At 67.6% G+C, this 17,437-nt stretch carries 24 protein-coding genes; 7 read left to right on the top strand and 17 right to left on the bottom strand.

Features of this window, described 5'->3' with window-relative positions:
- Window positions 1-40: 40 nt before the first annotated feature.
- Together rpmA and rplU are read right to left on the bottom strand one after the other, a co-directional pair.
- A complete protein-coding gene (gene rpmA / locus ACOYW6_RS06185; RefSeq protein WP_423142935.1) occupies window positions 41-310 on the bottom strand; it encodes a 50S ribosomal protein L27 in 270 nt (89 codons plus the stop codon).
- A 23-nt stretch (window positions 311-333) separates the two neighbouring features.
- A complete protein-coding gene (rplU, locus tag ACOYW6_RS06190; protein ID WP_423143075.1) occupies window positions 334-789 on the bottom strand; it encodes a 50S ribosomal protein L21 in 456 nt (151 codons plus the stop codon).
- A gap of 248 nt (window positions 790-1,037) precedes the next feature.
- Between rplU and ACOYW6_RS06195 the strand changes: the two genes are divergently transcribed.
- Window positions 1,038-1,556, top strand: coding sequence for a hypothetical protein (locus ACOYW6_RS06195; RefSeq protein WP_423142936.1), 519 nt, complete (start codon window positions 1,038-1,040; stop codon window positions 1,554-1,556).
- On the opposite strand, the gene ACOYW6_RS06200 is transcribed toward ACOYW6_RS06195, so the two are convergent.
- Genes ACOYW6_RS06200 through ACOYW6_RS06220 form a run of 5 tightly spaced genes read right to left on the bottom strand, consistent with a single transcriptional unit; the run spans window position 1,553 to window position 3,908 of the window.
- Entirely contained in the window at window positions 1,553-2,002 is a 450-nt protein-coding gene (locus ACOYW6_RS06200; protein WP_423142937.1) for a molybdenum cofactor biosynthesis protein MoaE, read from the bottom strand. The genes ACOYW6_RS06195 and ACOYW6_RS06200 overlap by 4 nt on opposite strands.
- A 1-nt stretch (window position 2,003) precedes the next feature.
- A complete protein-coding gene (locus tag ACOYW6_RS06205) occupies window positions 2,004-2,252 on the bottom strand; it encodes a MoaD/ThiS family protein (protein WP_423142938.1) in 249 nt (82 codons plus the stop codon).
- Window positions 2,249-3,238 carry a GTP 3',8-cyclase MoaA gene (gene moaA, locus ACOYW6_RS06210; protein ID WP_423142939.1) on the bottom strand — a complete coding sequence of 330 codons (990 nt, stop codon included), beginning with the start codon at window positions 3,236-3,238 and terminating at the stop codon, window positions 2,249-2,251. The genes ACOYW6_RS06205 and moaA overlap by 4 nt, the downstream gene beginning before the upstream one ends.
- Window positions 3,235-3,540, bottom strand: a complete 306-nt coding sequence (locus tag ACOYW6_RS06215; protein WP_423142940.1) for a Rossmann fold domain-containing protein — start codon at window positions 3,538-3,540, stop codon at window positions 3,235-3,237. The genes moaA and ACOYW6_RS06215 overlap by 4 nt, the downstream gene beginning before the upstream one ends.
- Window positions 3,537-3,908 carry a dihydroneopterin aldolase gene (locus ACOYW6_RS06220; protein WP_423142941.1) on the bottom strand — a complete coding sequence of 124 codons (372 nt, stop codon included), beginning with the start codon at window positions 3,906-3,908 and terminating at the stop codon, window positions 3,537-3,539. Before ACOYW6_RS06220 ends, ACOYW6_RS06215 begins: the two co-directional genes overlap by 4 nt.
- Window positions 3,909-3,993: 85 nt before the next feature.
- Here ACOYW6_RS06220 and ACOYW6_RS06225 point away from each other — a divergent pair, with 85 nt between their 5' ends.
- Window positions 3,994-4,722, top strand: coding sequence for a class I SAM-dependent methyltransferase (locus tag ACOYW6_RS06225; RefSeq protein WP_423142942.1), 729 nt, complete (start codon window positions 3,994-3,996; stop codon window positions 4,720-4,722).
- A 7-nt stretch (window positions 4,723-4,729) separates the two neighbouring features.
- Here ACOYW6_RS06225 and ACOYW6_RS06230 read toward each other — a convergent pair whose 3' ends face one another.
- The 10 genes from ACOYW6_RS06230 to coxB all read right to left on the bottom strand — a co-directional run bounded on the left by ACOYW6_RS06230 (window position 4,730) and on the right by coxB (window position 13,541).
- On the bottom strand, window positions 4,730-5,614 hold the full coding sequence (locus ACOYW6_RS06230; RefSeq protein ID WP_423142943.1) for a class I SAM-dependent methyltransferase: 885 nt from the start codon (window positions 5,612-5,614) through the stop codon (window positions 4,730-4,732).
- Complete coding sequence (gene thrC, locus ACOYW6_RS06235; protein ID WP_423142944.1) at window positions 5,614-7,032, bottom strand: threonine synthase; 1,419 nt, start codon at window positions 7,030-7,032, stop codon at window positions 5,614-5,616. Before thrC ends, ACOYW6_RS06230 begins: the two co-directional genes overlap by 1 nt.
- Window positions 7,033-7,131: 99 nt before the next feature.
- Entirely contained in the window at window positions 7,132-7,704 is a 573-nt protein-coding gene (locus ACOYW6_RS06240) for an SURF1 family cytochrome oxidase biogenesis protein (RefSeq protein ID WP_423142945.1), read from the bottom strand.
- Window positions 7,701-7,988: a DUF983 domain-containing protein gene (locus ACOYW6_RS06245; protein ID WP_423142946.1), complete on the bottom strand. Its 288-nt coding sequence runs from the start codon at window positions 7,986-7,988 to the stop codon at window positions 7,701-7,703. The genes ACOYW6_RS06240 and ACOYW6_RS06245 overlap by 4 nt, the downstream gene beginning before the upstream one ends.
- A gap of 89 nt (window positions 7,989-8,077) precedes the next feature.
- Window positions 8,078-8,899, bottom strand: a complete 822-nt coding sequence (locus tag ACOYW6_RS06250; protein ID WP_423142947.1) for a cytochrome c oxidase subunit 3 — start codon at window positions 8,897-8,899, stop codon at window positions 8,078-8,080.
- A gap of 66 nt (window positions 8,900-8,965) precedes the next feature.
- Window positions 8,966-9,553, bottom strand: a complete 588-nt coding sequence (locus tag ACOYW6_RS06255; protein WP_423142948.1) for a cytochrome c oxidase assembly protein — start codon at window positions 9,551-9,553, stop codon at window positions 8,966-8,968.
- 2 nt (window positions 9,554-9,555) lie between these two features.
- The gene (locus ACOYW6_RS06260) at window positions 9,556-9,684 is read right to left on the bottom strand and encodes a hypothetical protein (RefSeq protein ID WP_423142949.1); all 129 of its coding nucleotides are present in this window, start codon (window positions 9,682-9,684) and stop codon (window positions 9,556-9,558) included.
- Entirely contained in the window at window positions 9,681-10,616 is a 936-nt protein-coding gene (locus tag ACOYW6_RS06265) for a heme o synthase (protein ID WP_423142950.1), read from the bottom strand. Before ACOYW6_RS06265 ends, ACOYW6_RS06260 begins: the two co-directional genes overlap by 4 nt.
- 109 nt (window positions 10,617-10,725) lie before the next feature.
- Complete coding sequence (gene ctaD, locus ACOYW6_RS06270; RefSeq protein ID WP_423142951.1) at window positions 10,726-12,417, bottom strand: cytochrome c oxidase subunit I; 1,692 nt, start codon at window positions 12,415-12,417, stop codon at window positions 10,726-10,728.
- A gap of 32 nt (window positions 12,418-12,449) precedes the next feature.
- Entirely contained in the window at window positions 12,450-13,541 is a 1,092-nt protein-coding gene (coxB, locus tag ACOYW6_RS06275) for a cytochrome c oxidase subunit II (protein ID WP_423142952.1), read from the bottom strand.
- Between the two features lie 154 nt (window positions 13,542-13,695).
- Here coxB and pyrE point away from each other — a divergent pair, with 154 nt between their 5' ends.
- From pyrE to ACOYW6_RS06300, 5 genes are read left to right on the top strand one after another with little or no spacing between them, the layout of a single operon-like run.
- A complete protein-coding gene (pyrE, locus tag ACOYW6_RS06280; RefSeq protein WP_423143076.1) occupies window positions 13,696-14,280 on the top strand; it encodes an orotate phosphoribosyltransferase in 585 nt (194 codons plus the stop codon).
- Window positions 14,277-15,020 (top strand): pyridoxine 5'-phosphate synthase, encoded by a 744-nt coding sequence (locus ACOYW6_RS06285; RefSeq protein WP_423142953.1) that lies wholly within the window; start codon window positions 14,277-14,279, stop codon window positions 15,018-15,020. Before pyrE ends, ACOYW6_RS06285 begins: the two co-directional genes overlap by 4 nt.
- On the top strand, window positions 15,017-15,418 hold the full coding sequence (gene acpS, locus ACOYW6_RS06290; RefSeq protein WP_423142954.1) for a holo-ACP synthase: 402 nt from the start codon (window positions 15,017-15,019) through the stop codon (window positions 15,416-15,418). The genes ACOYW6_RS06285 and acpS overlap by 4 nt, the downstream gene beginning before the upstream one ends.
- 8 nt (window positions 15,419-15,426) lie before the next feature.
- Window positions 15,427-16,290, top strand: coding sequence for a signal peptidase I (lepB, locus tag ACOYW6_RS06295; protein WP_423142955.1), 864 nt, complete (start codon window positions 15,427-15,429; stop codon window positions 16,288-16,290).
- Window positions 16,287-17,432, top strand: a complete 1,146-nt coding sequence (locus tag ACOYW6_RS06300; RefSeq protein ID WP_423142956.1) for an AI-2E family transporter — start codon at window positions 16,287-16,289, stop codon at window positions 17,430-17,432. The genes lepB and ACOYW6_RS06300 overlap by 4 nt, the downstream gene beginning before the upstream one ends.
- Window positions 17,433-17,437 lie beyond the last annotated feature (5 nt).

Here is a 17,437-nt window from a genome sequence, read left to right on the forward strand (position 1 = left end):
GGGGCCATCCCGTTGAGGATGGCCCGTTATCGACCATCCGTTATTCGGCGGCTTCGGCCATCAGGTCGACCGAAACGAACTTTCGGCCAAGCTTGCCGGCGTGGAAGCGGACTTTGCCCGCGACCAGCGCGAACAGGGTGTGGTCCTTGCCCATGCCGACGCCGGCGCCCGGGTACACTTTGGTACCGCGCTGACGGATGATAATGTTGCCGCCGATCACGTCCTGACCGCCGAACTTCTTCACGCCAAGGCGGCGACCGGCCGAATCACGACCGTTGCGCGACGAACCGCCTGCTTTCTTATGTGCCATTTCGTCTTACTCCGGACTTCGTCTTATTCAGCCGACTTGGCAGCGGCCTTCTTGGGCGCGGCCTTCGTGGCAGTCTTCGGGGCGGCAGCCGGCTTGGCGGCATCGGCCTTGGGCGCAGCAGCCTTGGGCGCGGCCTTCGGCGCTTCGTCCTTGGCAGCGGCCTTCTTTTCCGACTTCTTCTCGTCGCCAACCGAAACGATGCGCAGCAAGGTCATCTGCTGGCGATGACCGGCCTTGCGGCGATAGTTGTGACGGCGACGCTTCTTGAAAACGGTCACCTTCTCCGACTTCGCCTGGGCGATGATCTCGGCCGAAACGATCACCTTCGCCGCGTCGGCGAGCGAATCGCCTTCGCCGGCGAGCAGAACGTCGCCCAGGTTGATCGTGTCGCCGGCGTCACCCGCCAGCTTCTCGACCGCGATCTTGTCTCCGGCGGCAACCCGGTATTGCTTGCCGCCCGTACGCACCACTGCGAACATCTTAGCTCTATCCATTCGATCGTGCCGCGCCCCCGCGGGGCGGAAGGAGCGGCGTGAATTTGCAGTTTCCGGCGCCCGATTCGCCCGCTGCAGTTGCAGCGATTGGCGGGCACGACAGGCATCCGGCGGGTGCCGGGGCCTTTTGGAAGCGCAGCCCCTAGTCGAACCTCCTGCGCGTGTCAACGGCGGGAAACCGCGCGATTTGGACCCGCTGGCAAGCGCCCGCCGCCGTGCTATGGCAGCCGGCGATGCGTTTTGTCACCCTTCCCCTGTCGCGCGCCCTTGCCGTCCTGGCGATCGCCCCGCTGGCCGCCTGCGCGACGTCCGACGACTACCCGTCGCTGGCGCGCCGCCCGATCGAGCGCGTGTCGGGCAGCGCCGAAGCCGCGCCGCCGATGGCCGAGCCTGCCCCTGCGCCGATTTCGCCCGAGGTTTCGGGGCGTCTCGCCGCGCTGGTCGCCAAGGCGCAGACCAGCGACGCAAAATTCTCTGCGCGCGAGGCCGAAGCCCGCCGCCGCGTCGGTGCCGCGCGCGGCGCCGCCGTGGGCAGCGAAGCGTGGTCGGTGGCGATGGTGGCGGTCGCGGCGCTCGAATCGGCGCGCAGCGACACGATGATCGCACTGGCCGACCTTGACGCCATCTACGCCGCGGACATGGTCGATGCCGGTGCCGCGGCCGCTAGCAGCGCCGCGCGCGACCAAGTCATCGCGCTGGTAGCGCGCCAGGACGAGATTCTCGCCGGGCTGCGCGGCCAGCTGCGCGCCTAGTCGCGATACCAGCGCGACACATCGCGGCCGTCCTGGTCGCGCGGCTCTATCCAGTGCCATGTGCCGCCGCGGCGCTCGCGTTTCCAGAAGAACGCGGTGCTCTTGAGGTGATCCATAACGAAGTCGGCCGCCTCGAACGCGTCGCGCCGGTGCTTAGCCGCGGCGGCGACCAGGACGATCGCCGCGCCGGGCGCCATTTGACCGGTGCGGTGGACAACCAGAAGACCTTCCAGCGGCCACCGCACCTCGGCAGCGGCGGCGATCGCTTCCATGCCGGGCAGCGTCAGGGGTGCGTAGTGCGAAAGCTCGAGCAGTTCGGTCCCGTCGCCCGCGCGGACCTGCCCGGTAAAGCTGGCGACACCCCCGGCGCGCGGGCGGCACGCGGCGAAAGCGGTCAATTCGGCTCCCGGATCGAGTGGGCCGGCAATCAGGCGCACATCGGCCACGTCAGCCCCCGCTGACCGGCGGAAGGAAGGCGATCTCGTCACCCGGTACAATTTCCAGCGCGGCCTTGTCGGGCAGAAGTGCGCCGTTGCGGGCGGCGCGGATGCGCTCGTCCCGCAGCGCCGCGGCAAGTGCGGCCGGCAGGGAGCACAGCAGCATGTCCCATCCTATCGGTGCCCCCAGTTCCAGCTCGCTTTCGGCAGCGCCAGCGATGTCCGCCAGCTTGCCCAGCCAGACCAGCCGCGCGGTCATCCGCCTGTCACGGACATCGTGCGCGCCAGTGCCGGGGCGCCGCCCCGCTCGATCGCGAAGTGGTGGCGCAGCGGCTTGATCTTCATCGCCGCGTCGATCGCCGCGTCGAGGGCGCCGGCGCGGCCCGAGCGCAGCGCGGCGCGCAAGTCGACCGCCTCGCTGCCGCCCAGGCACGGGTGCATCTGGCCCTCGGCACTGACGCGAACGCGGTTGCAGCCGTCGCAGAAATTGTCGGTCAGCGGGGTGATGAAGCCGATGCGGTGGCCGGTCTCGGCAACATCCCAATAGCGCGCCGGACCGGCGGTGCGATGCGCGCTGGGCGCCAGGGTGAAGCGTTCCGCCAGGATGCGGCGGACGGCACCGAGCGGGCTGAACTGGTCCGCGCGCTCGGTCCCGACCTCGCCCAGCGGCATGACCTCTATCAGTGCCACGTCGCTTCCGCTGGCATGGGCCCATTCGATCAGCCGCACCAGCTCGGCGGGCGGGGTTTCCTGCAGGGCGACCGCGTTGACGCGCACCGCGATGCCCTCGGCACGCGCCGCCTCGATGCCGGCAATCACCTGGGGGAGGACGTCGCGCCTGGCGATGCGGGCGGCGGCCTCGCGGTCGAGCGTGTCGAGCGAGACGTTGATGCGGCGCACGCCTGCCTTAGCGAGCCGCGCGGCGAAGCGGGGCAGCGCGATGCCGTTGGTGGTCAGCGTCAGGTCCTTGAGGCTGGCGCCCAGTTCGCGGCCGAGCCATTCCACCAGGTCGATCGCGTCGCGGCGCACCAGCGGTTCTCCGCCGGTGAGGCGAATGACCTCGATCCCGCGCGCGATGAAACCGAGCGCGAGATCGTGGATTTCCTCCAGCGTCAGCAGCTCGTTCCTGGGCATGAACTGCATCGCTTCGGGCATGCAGTACACGCAGCGCAGGTCGCAGCGGTCGGTCAGCGACAGCCGCAGGTAGCGGATCCGGCGCGAGAAAGCGTCGACGAGCGCGGTCATGCCGCCGCCTCCACAACCAGTACTTGCCCGGTAACGCCCGGTGCAGCGGCCAGGTAGGCCAGCGCGTTCTCGATCGCGGCATCGTCCGCGCCGCTTACCGCGTTGACGCGCAGCGGCGCGGCGGCTCGCGCCAGCTCCTGGACCGCGGCAAGGCGCCAGGCGCGGTGCGTGTGATCGGCCGGGGTGAAGACGATCGCAACGTCGGTGGCGGCGTCCCGGCATGCAGGCAGATGATCGCGGTGGAACACCGCGGCCGCGTCCAGCGGTGCAGCGGGCAGCGGTCCGATGGGGACGGTCTTCACCGCCGTTCGCGCACCAGCGTCATGCCGATGCTTTCTCCCGCCTCGGCGATGGCCAGCTTGACGATCTTGACGGTCACCGCCTCGACCCGCGCATCGGCCACGAACAGCGTCTCTGCGATGTGGTCGGCGACGGCCTCGATCAGCTTGAAGTGGACCCCGGCGGGCAGCGCCTCGGTCGCCGCGGACTTGAGGTCCATGTAGTTCTTGCTGGCGGTCAGCGGGGTATCAGGCTCGAACCGCTCGGCCGGCTTGATACGCACGGAGATGGAGATTCGCAGCGGCTGGGGGCGGCCGGTCTCCTCCGAATAGATGCCGGTTAGGACCTGGCATTCGAGATCGGCGACTTCGAGGGTGAGGCTGTCTGCCATGACGCGGCGATGGCACCGCGCCGCGCCCCTGTCCAGCCGCGAACGCCGGTGCTAGTCAGCCGCTGGAACGACAGGGAGAGTGACGATGCGCAAGGTGGTTGTGGCCGGTATGGCGGCGTTGATGGCGGTCACGGTGCCGGTGGCGGCCAAGGGGCCGTCCTACGACGCGGCGGTAAGCGGCGCCGATCGTCCGGCCGAAGACAAGGCGCGCGACGCCGATCGCAAGCCGGCCGAACTGATGGCTTTCGCCGGCGTCCGCCCGGGCATGAAGATCGCCGAAATGTCGCCCGGCGGCGGCTATTTCACGCGCCTGCTGTCGGCCGCGGTCGGACCGGCGGGCTATATCTACACGCTGGGCGGCCGCCCAGCGGCAGCGGTGCAGGCCTGGGCGCGCACGCACGGGAACGTCTCCAACGGGGTGATCAAGCCGGGCGAAGACCTCGCGCCCGAGAAGGTCGACCTGGTGTGGACCACGCTCAACTATCACGATTTCAAGAACGTGAAGCTCGACAGCGGCGGCGACATGGCCGCCGCTTACAACGCCGCGGCGTTCCGCGCGCTCAAGCCCGGCGGCACTTACCTGGTGGTCGATCACCGGGCAGCGGCGGGCAGCGGGGTTTCGGCCACTAACACGCTGCACCGGATCGAGGACAAGGCGGTGATCGCAGAGATCGAGAAGGCCGGGTTCAAGCTGGCGGGGCAAAGCAGCCTGCTGGCGCATCCCGCCGACGATCACAGCGAAAAGGTCTTCGACGGCAAAGTGCGCGGCAAGACTGACCAGTTCGTGCTGAAGTTCACGAAGCCGCGGCGCTAAGCCCGACTTAAGCGGACCACCGCGCGAAAATGGCGGTCGGCAATGTCCGGCCGCCGTCGCCCTCTTCGCGCACCGCCAGGTCGCCGAACTCGATCCGGCCGGGCAGGTGCGCGAGGTGTTCGGACAAGAGCCCGGCAAGCGCGAGCGCGCTCATCCGGACCGCATAGACGGTCAGGAACAGGAACCGGCTGCCGCCGTCGACCAGCGCCGCACAATCGGCGATCAGGCCGGGCAGGTGCTCCTCCAGTCGCCAGACCTCGCCGTCCGGCCCGCGCCCGAACTTGGGCGGATCGAGGATGATGCCGTCGTACCGGCGGCCGCGGCGCACTTCGCGCGCGGCAAACTTGGCGGCATCGTCGACGATCCAGCGCACCGGACGGTCCGCGAGCCCTGCCAGCTCGGCGTTGGCGCGCGCCTGCGCGACCGACTTCTTGCTGGCGTCGACGTGGGTGACCGGGCCGTATGCGCTCAGCGCCTGGGTGCCGACGCCGGTGTAGCCGAACAGGTTCATGGTCGCCGCGTCGCTAAGGCCGGCGAGCCGCTCGCCCATCCAGTCCCACACCGGCGCCATGTCGGGAAAGAAGCCGAGGTGGCGGAACGGGGTACACTGCGCGGTGAACCTCGCCTCATGCCAGCCCAGCGGCCAGCCCTCGCGCGGGACGGGCTTTTCGAACACCCAGCGCCCACCGCCGTCCTCGTCTGAGCCAGGCACGAACTCACCGTCGGCGTCCCAGTGATCCAACCGCGGCGTCCACAGCGCCTGCGGCTCGGGACGGACGAAGCGATAGGCGCCATAACGCTCGAACTTGCGGCCGTGGCCGCTGTCGACCAGGCCGTAGTCGGCCCAGCCCGTGCCGGTCATCACCAGCGGCGAGGGATCGATTGCGGCCATCAGGTGCGCCCCGCTTTCCCCTTGGGTTCCGCATGGGCGGCGACGTATGCGGCAACCGCCTCGTAGCTGCCGGGAAGATCGGTCACGCGCTCCTCGCGCCCGAACAGGTCGCCGACGCGCGCGGGCAGCGGCGGGCACTGACCGGTGGCCCGCTCTACCGCGGCGGGGAACTTGGCGGGGTGCGCGGTCGCCAGCGTTACCACCGGGACTTGCGGGGCAAGGCCGGAAGCGCGCGCGGCGTGCAAGCCGATCGCGGTGTGCGGATCGATCACCTGCCCGGCGTCGTCCCAGGCCCAGCGCATGGCGCGGGCCATGTGGGCGGCGTCGGCGCGGGCGGATGAGAACAGCGCGGCGGCGCCCTCGCGCTGCGCATTGGTCAGGCGCATCGCCCTGGTCGCTTCGAAGCCGGCCATTTGCCCGGCCAGCGCGATCCCGTCGCGGCCGCCGACGTCGAACAGCAGCCGCTCGAAGTTGGAGGACACCTGGATGTCCATCGACGGCGCCGCGGTGGGCGTCACCTCCCCAGCGGAATAATCGCCCGCCGACAGCGCGCGATGGAGGATGTCATTGACGTTGGTGGCGACGATCAACCTGGCGATCGGCAGGCCCATTTGCGCCGCGACATAGCCGGCGAACACGTCGCCGAAATTGCCGGTCGGCACCGAGAAGGCGACCGGGCGGTGCGGCGCGCCCAGCTGCAACGCAGCAGCGAAATAATAGACCACCTGCGCCATCAGCCGCGCCCAGTTGATCGAATTGACCGCGCCGATCGCGAACCGATCGGTCATCGTCGCATCCGCGAACATCTTCTTCACGATCGCCTGGGCATCGTCGAAGCTGGCGTCTTCCAGCGCGATGTTGTGGATGTTCGGGGCCAGCACGGTGGTCATCTGCCGGCGCTGGACATCGCTGACCCGGCCCTTGGGATGAAGCATGAAGACCTGCACGCCGGCTCGGCCCGCGACCGCGTCGATCGCGGCGGAGCCGGTATCGCCGCTGGTGGCACCGACGATGGTCAGGTTCCGGCCCGACCGCTCCAGAAACTCCTCGAACAAAAGCCCCAGCAATTGCAGCGCCACGTCCTTGAATGCCAGCGTCGGGCCATGAAACAGCTCGAGCAGCCAGTTCTGCTCGTCTAGCTGGACGAGCGGTGTGACCGCGGCGTGGGCGAAACGGCCATAGGCCTCGGCCGTCAGTTCGCGCAGGCGCTCGGCACTGAGGCTGCCGGCCACGAACGGCTGCATGACCCGCGCGGCCAGCTCTGCGTAGGGAAGGCCGGCGAACGCCTCGATCTCTTCATGCGTGAACCGCGGCCAGGTGCGCGGCACGTAAAGGCCGCCGTCCGACGCCAGGCCCGCAAGCGTGACGCCGGCAAAATCCAGCGCCGGAGCGCGGCCGCGGGTGCTGACATAGTCCATCGCCGGTCCGGTAGCGGCGCGCGGGGCCAAGGGCAAGAAAGCGTCCCTGCCGCGCCGCCTCAGGCAACTTTTCGTCCTGCGCCGCGTCGGAGTTGACCGTCAGCCGCTAACGCGCATCCGCCGGCGCAGCGCCAGCGCATAGATGACCGTCGCCGTCAGCGCGAACAGGAACCACTGCATCGCGTAAGACCAGTGATTGTTCGGCAGGTCGGCGGGATCGGGCCTGGCATTGGCCGCCAGCCCGGCGACCGGCGGATCGGCGACCAGACGCGGCCCCGGCGCCAGCGTGCCGCTGACCGGGCCGCCCGACCAGGCGACCGGCTGCGGATCGCGCGACCACCCCAACACGACGCGAGCGATGGTACCGTCGGGCAGCGTGCAATCGGCGGTGTGCGCGATGCCGGGCGCGCCCGCCGCACTGCGCCCCGATACCGACGCGGGTGCCGACGCGGCCCGGCAGTCGAACGCGGCGCGACGATAAAGCGACCGTTCCGCCTCTGCCGGCGTCCGCGGCCACGGTGCGTTCGTGGTCATCATCTCTGCCTGGCGGTAGCGCGCGATCAGGTCTTCCTTCCACGCCAGACGGTGCAGTTGCCACACGCCAAGCGCGATCATCGTCGCCACCGCGGCGATCACCAACAGCGTGGCGAGGATCGGCACGCGACGGGTCACGACTGGTGCTCACCCGCCTTGCGCCGGTACTCGGCGATCAGCAGCCAGCCCTTCGCCAGGCGTAGCCCGCCCACTACCGCCGCGATCGTGATAGGAATCCACAGGACGATATGCACCCAGAACGGGGGGTGCGCCGCCAGTTCAAGTCCGATCGCCAGCGCGGTAACCAGCGTCCCGATGATCAGCGTCAGGAACGCGGCCGGCCCGTCGCCAACGTTGAACTGCGTGTAATCGAGGCTGCAGGTTCCGCACTTGGTGGCAAAGCGCAGGAAGCTGGCGAACATCGTTCGCGATCCGCAGCGTGGGCAGCAACCGAAAAGGGCAGCCTCCAGAGTGGAAGGCTGCCCCTTTACGTTGGTGGTGTCCGGATCGGTCACTCGGTCGGGAAGCCCCAGTTACCCCAGACATAGATCCAGATGAACAGGAACAGCCACACGACGTCGACGAAGTGCCAGTACCACGCCGCCGCTTCGAATCCGAAGTGCTGGCGGGGGGTGAAGTCGCCGTTATAGGCGCGCTTCAGGCAGACCGCGAGGAAGATGGTCCCGACGATCACGTGGAAGCCGTGAAAGCCGGTCGCCATGTAGAAGGCCGAACCGTACGTGTTGACGCCGAACGGGAACGGCGCGTGCGCGTACTCATAAGCCTGCAGGCTGCTGAACAACACGCCCAGGATGATCGTGGCCCACAAGCCCTTCTTCAGCCCTTCGCGATCGCCGTGGATCAGCGCGTGGTGCGCCCAGGTCACCGTCGTGCCCGAGCACAGCAGGATCAGGGTGTTGAGGAGCGGCAGGTCGAAAGCGTCGAGCACCGCTTCCATCGACTTGGGCGGCCATTGCCCGCCGACCACGTCGGCGATCGTCGATGGAAACAGCGAGAAGTCGAAGAACGCCCAGAACCAGCCGACGAAAAACATCACTTCCGAAGCGATGAACAGGATCATGCCATAGCGCAGGTGCAGCTGGACCACGGGGGTGTGATCGCCGGCCTTGGCTTCCTTGACGATGTTCGAGAACCAGCTGAAGAACGTCAGCCCCAGCACCAGCACGCCCAGCGCCAGCACGACGTGGCCATAGGCCAGCTTGTGCATCGTCATGGCGATACCGCTGGTCATCGTCAGTGCCGAAAACGCGCCCGCGAGCGGCCAGATATCCGGCGGAAGGATGTGGTAATCGTGAGTCTTGGTTCCGGCCATGACGCGTATCGTCCCCGTTGGTCGTGACCCGGCAGGCGCGCCGCCGGATGGATTGCGTGGCAGCCCTTATCCTGCCGTCCGGGCCCGGTCCAGAGCCTTTGACGGCTGCCCGGGCGTGGGGTGGAAGGTATAGCTGAGGGTGATTTCCTGGATGTCGCGGGTGTCCTCGTCATTGAGGATCGCCGGGTCTACGTAATAGACCACCGGCATGTCGACTTCCTGGCCGGCCTGAAGCGTCTGCTCGGTGAAGCAGAAGCACTGGACCTTGTTGAAGTACTTGCCCGCCTGTTCGGGCTGGACGTTGAACCCTGCCTGTCCCGTGATGGCGTGATCGGAAAGGTTCTTGGCTTTGAAGAACGCCATCTTCCGGCCGCCGATAGGCAACGTCTGGCTGACCTGCTCGGGCCCGAACCGCCACGGCATGCCCCGTTCGACGTTGCCGTCGAAGCGCACAGTGATCGTGCTCCCGATCGTGCGAACGTCTCGCGCGGTAGCCTCGTCGACGCGCTGGGTGGTACCGCCGTACCCGGTCGCCTGGCAGAATATCCGGTAGAGTGGGACAGCCGCGAAGCCGAGTCCCAGCATGGCGAGCGCCAGTCCGGCGGCGATCAGGCCGACGCGGCGGTTGGCATTGGCGGCGGGAAGCGTGGCCATCGCTATTTACCGAACTGGACCAGCGTCACCGCGTAGAACAGCGCCACCAGTCCTACCAGGATCAGAGCCACGGCGCGATTGCGACCCCTGATGATGCGCTTGCGCTGTGCGGTGTAATCGGGGTCGGTCATGCCATCCATCCCATCACGTAGCGATCCGCCACCAGCACCGCGAACAGCGCGAAGAGGTACAGGATCGAGAAGGCGAACAAGCGCTTTTCGGGGCGCATGGCGTCACCGGGCGCGGTTCGCCGCAGCCCGACCGGAACCGCCAGCGCCAGGAACAGCCCCGACAGGCCCAGCGCCGAAAAGCCGTAAAGGGCGTGGGTATAGCCCAGCCACCACGGCAGCGCTGCCAGCGGCAGGAGCAAGACCGCGTAAGCCAGCACCTGGCGGCGGGTCGACACCTCGCCCGCGACGACCGGCATCATCGGGATGCCGGCGCGCGCGTAGTCGGTCTCGACGAACAGTGCGAGGGCCCAGAAATGCGGCGGGGTCCAGAAGAAGATGATCGCGAACAGAAGGACCGGCATCAGGGTCACATCGTTGGTCGCCGCGACCCAGCCGATCAGCGGCGGAAACGCGCCGGCCCCGCCCCCGATGACGATATTCTGCGGCGTGCGCGGCTTGAGCCAGATCGTGTAGACCACGGCGTAATAGACGATCGACACCAGCAGCAGCGCCGCCGCCAGCCAGTGTACCGCCACTCCCATGATGAACACCGACATCGCCGACAGCGCCATCCCGAAATCGCGCGCGCTGGTGCGGTCCATCCGCCCGGCGGGCAGCGGCCGGCCCTGGGTGCGCTTCATCTGCGCGTCGAGGTCGGCCTCCCACCACTGGTTGAGCGCGGCCGCCCCGCCGGCACCCAGTGCGATGCAGAGGATCGCGGTAAAGCCCAGCACAGGGTTGATCGTCGTAGGCGCGGCCAGCAATCCGCACAGGCCGGTGAAGATGACCAGCGTCATCACGCGCGGCTTGGTCAGCGCAAAGAAATCGCGCCAGTCGGTAGGCAGCGGATAGGCCTGCGAGGCCGGTGGCGGATTGTAAGCGGGCTGAGTCATGGACCTGGAGGCGCCTATAGGCGCGTGTCGCGCAGGTTGAAAGGCTGCCTGCAAACGAAACGCCCCGGCACCGGGCCGGGGCGTTGCATATTCGTCCGCAAGCGCAGGATCAGTGGTGATGGGTATCCTCGATCACCGGCAGCGTCTCGAACTGGTGGAACGGCGGCGGGCTGCTCAACGTCCACTCCAGCGTCGTTGCGCCTTCGCCCCAGTAATTGTCCGCGGCCTTCTTGCCGGCGGTGAAGGCGTAGATGATGTTGACGAAGAAGATCACGATCGACGTCGCCATCACCATGTAGCCGATCGTGGCGACGTGGTTCCACTGCTCGAACGCCGGGGTGTAGTCCGGGTAACGGCGCGGCATGCCCTGGAGCCCCAGGAAGTGCATGGGGAAGAAGATCAGGTTCACGCCGACAAAGAACACCCAGAACTGCAGGTGGCTCAGGAATTCGGAGTGCATCTTCCCGCTCATCTTCGGGAACCAGTAGAAGAAGCCCGCGAACAGCGAGGTCACCGCACCGAGGCTCAGCACGTAGTGGAAGTGCGCCACCACGTAATACGTGTCCTGCAGGTTATCGTCGATGCCGCCGTTGGCCAGCACCACGCCGGTCACGCCGCCGACGGTAAACAGGAAGATGAAGCCCAGCGCCCAGACCATCGGGCTCTTGAAGGTCAGGCTGCCGCCCCACATCGTCGCGATCCAGGAGAAGATCTTGATGCCGGTGGGCACCGCGATCACCATCGTGGCGGCGGTGAAGTACATCTTCGTGTTCACGCTAAGGCCGGTGGTGTACATGTGGTGCGCCCACACGATGAACCCGACCACGCCGATGGCGACCATCGCGTAAGCCATGCCCAGGTAGCCGAACACCGGCTTCTTCGAGAAGGTCGAGACGATCTGGCTGATCATGCCGAAACCCGGCAGGATCATGATGTAGACTTCCGGGTGGCCAAAGAACCAGAACAGGTGCTGGAACAGGATCGGGTCGCCGCCGCCGGCCGGGTCGAAGAACGTCGTGCCGAAATTACGGTCGGTGATCAGCATCGTGATGCCCGCGGCCAGCACCGGCAGCGCCAGCAGCAGAAGGAAGGCGGTAACCAGCATAGACCACACGAACAGCGGCATCTTGTGCAGGGTCATCCCCGGCGCGCGCATGTTGAAGATGGTGGTGATGAAGTTGATCGCGCCCATGATCGAGCCCGCACCCGCAAGGTGAAGCGCAAAGATCGCGAAATCGACCGCGGGCCCCTGCGCGCCGTATGTAGATAGCGGGGCATAGGCGGTCCAGCCGATGCCGGCACCGTTGCCGGTGGCATCGCCGGGTACGAAGGCCGAGATCATCAGGCTGCAGAAACCGGCCACCGTCAGCCAGAAGCTGATGTTGTTCATGCGCGGGAACGCCATGTCGGGCGCGCCGATCATCAGCGGCACGAACCAGTTGCCGAACCCGCCGATCATCGCCGGCATGACCATGAAAAAGATCATGATCAAACCATGCGCGGTGATCAGCACGTTCCACAGGTGCAGCTGCGCATCGAAGCCGGCATCGGGCTCGCCCAGGAAACTGGCCACGTGGCCGAGGTACTGGATGCCCGGGTGCGCCAGCTCAAGGCGCATGATGCCCGAGACCGCGCCGCCGATCACGCCCGCGGTGATCGCGAAGATCATGTAGAGCGTGCCGATGTCCTTGTGGTTGGTGGACATGAACCACCGCGCAAAGAACGACGGCTTGTGGTCATGATCGTGGTGGGCGTGATCGCCGTGATCATGAGCCTGGAAGTGGTCGGCGGTGGTGGCCATCGGGGCTTACCTTCTTAGCGAATTCGTTGAAATCAGGCGGCGGGAGCGGCGCTGGCGGACGCGGTCGGAGCCGGCGAGGCGGTCGACGCCGGAGTCGCGCCGGCGGCCGGAGCGGCAGCGGCGGGCGCTGCCGCAGCGGGAGCCGCGGCCGGCTTCGTGCCGGAAATGGTGCCGCCCTGCGACAGCAGCCAGGCATTGAACTGGGGCCGGGGCAGCGCTTCGACCACGATCGGCATATAGCCGTGACGAATCCCGCACAGTTCCGAGCACTGGCCGAAATAGACGCCCGGCTTCTCGATCAGGAGGACCTTCTCGTTGATGCGGCCGGGCACAGCGTCGAGCTTGAACCACAGCGACGGCACCGCGAACGAGTGGATCACGTCGGCGCCGGTGGTCTGGATGCGGATCGGCTCTCCCACCGGCAGGACCAGGCGGTTGTCGACCGCAAGCTGCTTGGGACCGTCGGCATCGGTGCGGAAACGCTCACCCGGCTTGGCGTCGCCATCGGCGGTTCCTTGCTCCTTGAGCATGTTCGAAATGATCTGGACGCCGCCGTTATCGGGGTAGTCGTAGGTCCAGAACCACTGGTTGCCCGTTGCCTTCACGGTCAGCGCGCCAGCCGGGGCGGGCTTGTACTGCTTGGCCAGCAAATCGATCGAGGGCACCGCGATACCGACCAGGATCAGCACCGGAAGAAGCGTCCACACGACTTCCAGCAGGGTGTTGTGGCTGGTGCGCGAGGGAACCGGGTTCGCCTTGCGGTTATAACGCGCGACCACCCACAGCAGCAGGCCGAGCACGAACAGCGAAATGATCGTGATCACCGGCATCAGGATCGCGTTGTGCATCCACAGCGCGTATTCGCCGTTGGCCGAGAACTGCTGCTGGAAGGTCCAGCCGCCCGGGGTCGGCATGCCGACGCCGGGGGTGGGGATCATCGGGGTGTAGGAACCGGCCGCAGCGCTGGCGGTCGCGGCCGGGCTGGCGGCGGCGGTGGCGGCAACGCTGGGAGCGGCGACCGGGACGGCAGTCGCCACCGGGGCGGCGGCCATGGCGGCCTGCGGCAGCAGCGCGCCCAGCGGCGCGGCAAATCGGGCAATTCGGCCGGTCTTGGTAATGGTCACGGGTTCGCTTTCCGGTTCGCTGAATATGCGGACGAACGGTCCCCCCATCCGCCCCCTCGGGTCGATTTGGGCGGCCTATACGCGCGCTTGCCGGGCATCTCAAGCGCCTCTAGGGGGAAATTTCACCGCCACCGGAGCCGTGCGACCGACGATGCTGACCGACGACGAAGTCCTGGAGGAATTTCGCAGCAGCGAGGCGCTGCTCGAAGGGCATTTCCTGCTCTCGTCGGGACGGCATAGCGGGCACTACCTGCAATGCGCCCGCGTGCTGATGAATCCGGCCCGCGCCGCGCGCCTGGCCGAGGCCCTGGCAGCCAAGCTTCCCGCTGGCGTTCGTGCTGCCATCGACGTGGTTGTCTCGCCGGCGATGGGCGGGGTCATCATCGGCCACGAGATGGGCCGCGCGCTCGGCAAGGACGCGCTGTTCGTCGAACGGCCGACCGGCACTTTCGAATTGCGCCGCGGCTTCGCCCTCGAACCCGGCGCCAGGGTGCTGATGGTCGAGGACGTCGTCACTACCGGGCTGTCAAGCCGTGAGGCAATTGCCGCGATCGAGGCCGCCGGCGGGCAGGTCATCGGCGCCTGCGCGCTGGTCGACCGGTCGAACGGCAGCGCCACTTTCGGCGTGCCCTTCACCGCACTGGTCGCCTTCGATTTCCCGACGTACGCGCCGGACGAGGTGCCGCCCGCCCTTGCCGCCACGCCCGCGATCAAGCCGGGCAGCCGGGCAAAGCCGTGAGCGGCGGTCTCCATCCCAATCCGCTCAGGCTGGGCGTCAACATCGATCACGTCGCCACGATCCGCAATGCGCGCGGCGGCGACCACCCCGATCCGGTGCGCGCCGCACAGATCGTTGCGCAGTGCGGCGGCGACGGCATCACCGCGCACTTGCGCGAGGATCGCCGCCACATCCGCGACGAGGACCTGGCCCGCATCCAGGCCGCTACCGACCTACCGCTTAACCTGGAGATGGCCGCTACCGACGAGATGCTGGCGATCGCGCTGCGCCACAAGCCGCACGCCGCCTGCATCGTCCCCGAACGCCGCGAGGAGCGCACGACCGAGGGCGGGCTCGACGCCGCCGGCCAGCATAACCGGCTCGCGCCCATCGTAAGCCGCCTTGGCGATGCCGGCATCCGCGTCAGCCTGTTCATTGCCCCGGACCCGCGCCAGCTCGACGCCGCGCTGCGCCTCGGCGTACCGGTCGTCGAGTTCCACACCGGCGAATACGCCCACGCCGAGGGCGATCAGGTAGCCGCCGAACTGAAGCGCATCGCCGACATGGCCGCGCTGGCCGCCAAGAACGGCATCGAACCCCACGCCGGCCACGGCCTGACTTATGAGAATGTCCAGCCGATCGCCGCGATTCCCCAGTTGGCCGAGCTCAACATCGGCCACTACCTGATTGGCGAGGCGATCTTCGTCGGGCTTGAAAGCGCCGTTACCCGCATGCGCGGCCTGATGGACGACGCGCGGTGATCATCGGCCTCGGCTCGGACCTCTGCAATATCGAGCGAATCCGGAACTCGCTCGACCGTTTCGGCGATCGTTTCGAAAACCGCGTCTTCACTGACGTCGAACGGGCCAAGGCCGCACGCCGCCCGTTCACCAAGGCGGGGACGCTGGCGAAGCGCTTCGCCGCGAAGGAAGCTTATTCCAAGGCCGTCGGCACCGGATTCAAGGCCGGCGTCTTCATGAAGGACATCGGCGTGGTCAACGCCCGCTCGGGCGCGCCGACGCTGGCGCTTGCGGGCGGCGCGGCCGCGCGGCTTGCGGCGATCACCCCGCCGGGGCATGAGGCCGTCATCCACCTGACCCTGACCGACGACCACCCGTGGGCGCAGGCTTTTGTCGTGATCGAGGCCCGCCTGCTGTGAATGAAGACGTGACGACCCGGCAAAAGGCAGAGTCCGCGCCCGTAAAGGAAAAGGTCGACTGGCTGGCCGAAGTCCGCGGCCTGGCGTTGATGCTGTTGGCAGTGCTGGCGTTTCACAGCTTCGTAGCCAAGCCGTTCTATATCCCGTCGATCTCGATGATGCCCAACCTGCTGGTGGGCGACCGGCTGGTGGTGTCGAAGTTTCCCTATGGCTGGAACTGGTCGTCGCTGTCGTTCCATGTCTTTCCGCGGGGAGGCTGGCGCATCGCCGGCAAGACGCCGCAGTATGGCGACATCGTCATCGTGGTGCCGCGCGGCCGCACCGACGACCTTATCAAGCGCGTGGTGGCACTTCCGGGCGACCGGATCGCGGTGCACGGTGGCCAGATCATCCTCAATCGCGTGCCGGTACCACAGGCGGTCGAGCCACCCGTCCAGATTCCCGCCGATCCCGAACTGCGCTGCGACGGCCAGCCCTGCTACGACGCCTTCGCCCAGTGGCTGACCCGCATGCCGTCCGGCCGCCAGGTTTACGAACCGCCGACGCTGCGCGAAACCTTGCCGAACGGCGCGACTTACCTGACGCTGGATACCGCGCGGCAGCCGTGGGACGACATGGGCGAGATCGTCGTGCCCGATGGCCACGTCTTCCTGATGGGCGACAACCGCGACCATTCCGCCGACAGCCGCGTTCCCGCCTATGCAAACGGGCTGGGCGGGCCGGTACCGCTGTCCGACATCGGCGGCCGAGCCGAGTTCCTGACCTTTTCCTGGGACGGCCAGGAAAGCTGGAACCCGCTGAGCTGGTTGGCGGCGCTGCGATCGGGGCGGGCGATGACGTCGCTGCGCCCTGAACACGGGGGAACGCGATGACGACGTCAAGGGCCGCGCCGCGAAAGCCCGCGCCGCGCAAGACCGCGCCGAACAAGCCAGGCGCGCGCAAGTCTGCGGTGCCGAAAGGCGAGATCGAGGCCGCCGCGACCGGCGAGGCCGGGCCGACCGACATTGCCGACCCCCTGCTGAAGACCGAGGCAAAGAAGGCGATCGTGTGGCTGGGCCTGGCCGCGCTGATCGTATTTGCAGTCTTCTCCGCGCAACCGCTGCTGGTGGTCTTCGCGGGAATGGTCTTTGCCGCCATCGTCGATGGCGGCGCACGCTTGCTGGGCCGCGCCGTCCCGCTGCCGCGCGGGGTACGGGTGACGGTGGTGGTGCTCGCCGGGGTCGCCTTCCTCGGCTGGGTGCTGGTCTATGCCGGCGGCCAGATCGCGGCCGAGGCGGCGCTACTGCAGGTTACCGTCAAGGAGCAGGCGATTCGCGTCATCGGGTGGCTTAACCAGCGCGGTATCGAGGTCGATTTCGGCAGCGTACAGGCCCTCGTCACCAAGGGATTCGGCAGTGTCGGGCAGGTCATGGGCGCGGTGGGCGGAATCATCGGCGGGCTAACCACGCTGTTCCTGATCGCCGTCCTGGGGGTCTACATCGCCGCCGAGCCGCGCCTGTACCAGCGCGGTATCGCCTGGATGATGCCCGCGGCGCAGCGCGATCATTTCCATGAAACCGCAGCCCTGATGGGCAAGGCGCTGCGCATGCTGATGTTCGGCCGCATCCTGGGCATGGTGATCGAAGGGGTCGCGACCGGGTTGCTGCTGGCCATCTACGGAGTTCCGCTGGCGGGCCTGCTGGGACTGCTGACAGGGCTGCTGGCATTCCTCCCCAACATCGGCGCGCCGATTTCGGGCGCGTTGATGGTCCTGGTCGGGTTCTCCGGGGGAACCGACATGGGGCTGTACTGCGTTGCCGTTTACATCGGGGTGCAGTTCCTCGATTCAAACGTGATCATCCCGCTGGTCGCCAAGAAGACCGTCGACCTGGCCCCGGCGCTGGTCCTGGCGGCGCAGCTGGTGATGGGGGCGCTGTTCGGCATTCTGGGACTGGCGCTGGCCGATCCGCTGGTCGCGATGATCAAGATCGCGCTTGAACGCCACGCCGACAAGCAGAACGCCCTGGCCGGCTGAATCGA

This window comes from Parablastomonas sp. CN1-191 (assembly GCF_049354825.1).
Lineage (GTDB): Bacteria > Pseudomonadota > Alphaproteobacteria > Sphingomonadales > Sphingomonadaceae > Novosphingobium.

What these genes read in the sequence shown, in the direction of transcription:
- thrC (WP_423142944.1), bottom strand. Translation starts at nt 7,032, where the DNA reads ATGGACTATGTCAGCACCCGCGGCCGCGCTCCGGCGCTGGATTTTGCC.
- ACOYW6_RS06245 (WP_423142946.1), bottom strand. Translation starts at nt 7,988, where the DNA reads ATGTTCGCCAGCTTCCTGCGCTTTGCCACCAAGTGCGGAACCTGCAGC.
- rpmA (WP_423142935.1), bottom strand. Translation starts at nt 310, where the DNA reads ATGGCACATAAGAAAGCAGGCGGTTCGTCGCGCAACGGTCGTGATTCG.
- ACOYW6_RS06255 (WP_423142948.1), bottom strand. Translation starts at nt 9,553, where the DNA reads ATGGCCACGCTTCCCGCCGCCAATGCCAACCGCCGCGTCGGCCTGATC.
- ACOYW6_RS06220 (WP_423142941.1), bottom strand. Translation starts at nt 3,908, where the DNA reads ATGGCAGACAGCCTCACCCTCGAAGTCGCCGATCTCGAATGCCAGGTC.
- ACOYW6_RS06195 (WP_423142936.1), top strand. Translation starts at nt 1,038, where the DNA reads ATGCGTTTTGTCACCCTTCCCCTGTCGCGCGCCCTTGCCGTCCTGGCG.
- ACOYW6_RS06260 (WP_423142949.1), bottom strand. Translation starts at nt 9,684, where the DNA reads ATGACCGACCCCGATTACACCGCACAGCGCAAGCGCATCATCAGGGGT.
- ACOYW6_RS06230 (WP_423142943.1), bottom strand. Translation starts at nt 5,614, where the DNA reads ATGGCCGCAATCGATCCCTCGCCGCTGGTGATGACCGGCACGGGCTGG.
- ACOYW6_RS06250 (WP_423142947.1), bottom strand. Translation starts at nt 8,899, where the DNA reads ATGGCCGGAACCAAGACTCACGATTACCACATCCTTCCGCCGGATATC.
- moaA (WP_423142939.1), bottom strand. Translation starts at nt 3,238, where the DNA reads ATGACCGCGCTCGTCGACGCTTTCTCGCGCCGGATCCGCTACCTGCGG.
- ctaD (WP_423142951.1), bottom strand. Translation starts at nt 12,417, where the DNA reads ATGGCCACCACCGCCGACCACTTCCAGGCTCATGATCACGGCGATCAC.
- ACOYW6_RS06225 (WP_423142942.1), top strand. Translation starts at nt 3,994, where the DNA reads ATGCGCAAGGTGGTTGTGGCCGGTATGGCGGCGTTGATGGCGGTCACG.
- ACOYW6_RS06205 (WP_423142938.1), bottom strand. Translation starts at nt 2,252, where the DNA reads ATGACCGCGCGGCTGGTCTGGCTGGGCAAGCTGGCGGACATCGCTGGC.
- rplU (WP_423143075.1), bottom strand. Translation starts at nt 789, where the DNA reads ATGTTCGCAGTGGTGCGTACGGGCGGCAAGCAATACCGGGTTGCCGCC.
- ACOYW6_RS06265 (WP_423142950.1), bottom strand. Translation starts at nt 10,616, where the DNA reads ATGACTCAGCCCGCTTACAATCCGCCACCGGCCTCGCAGGCCTATCCG.
- ACOYW6_RS06300 (WP_423142956.1), top strand. Translation starts at nt 16,287, where the DNA reads ATGACGACGTCAAGGGCCGCGCCGCGAAAGCCCGCGCCGCGCAAGACC.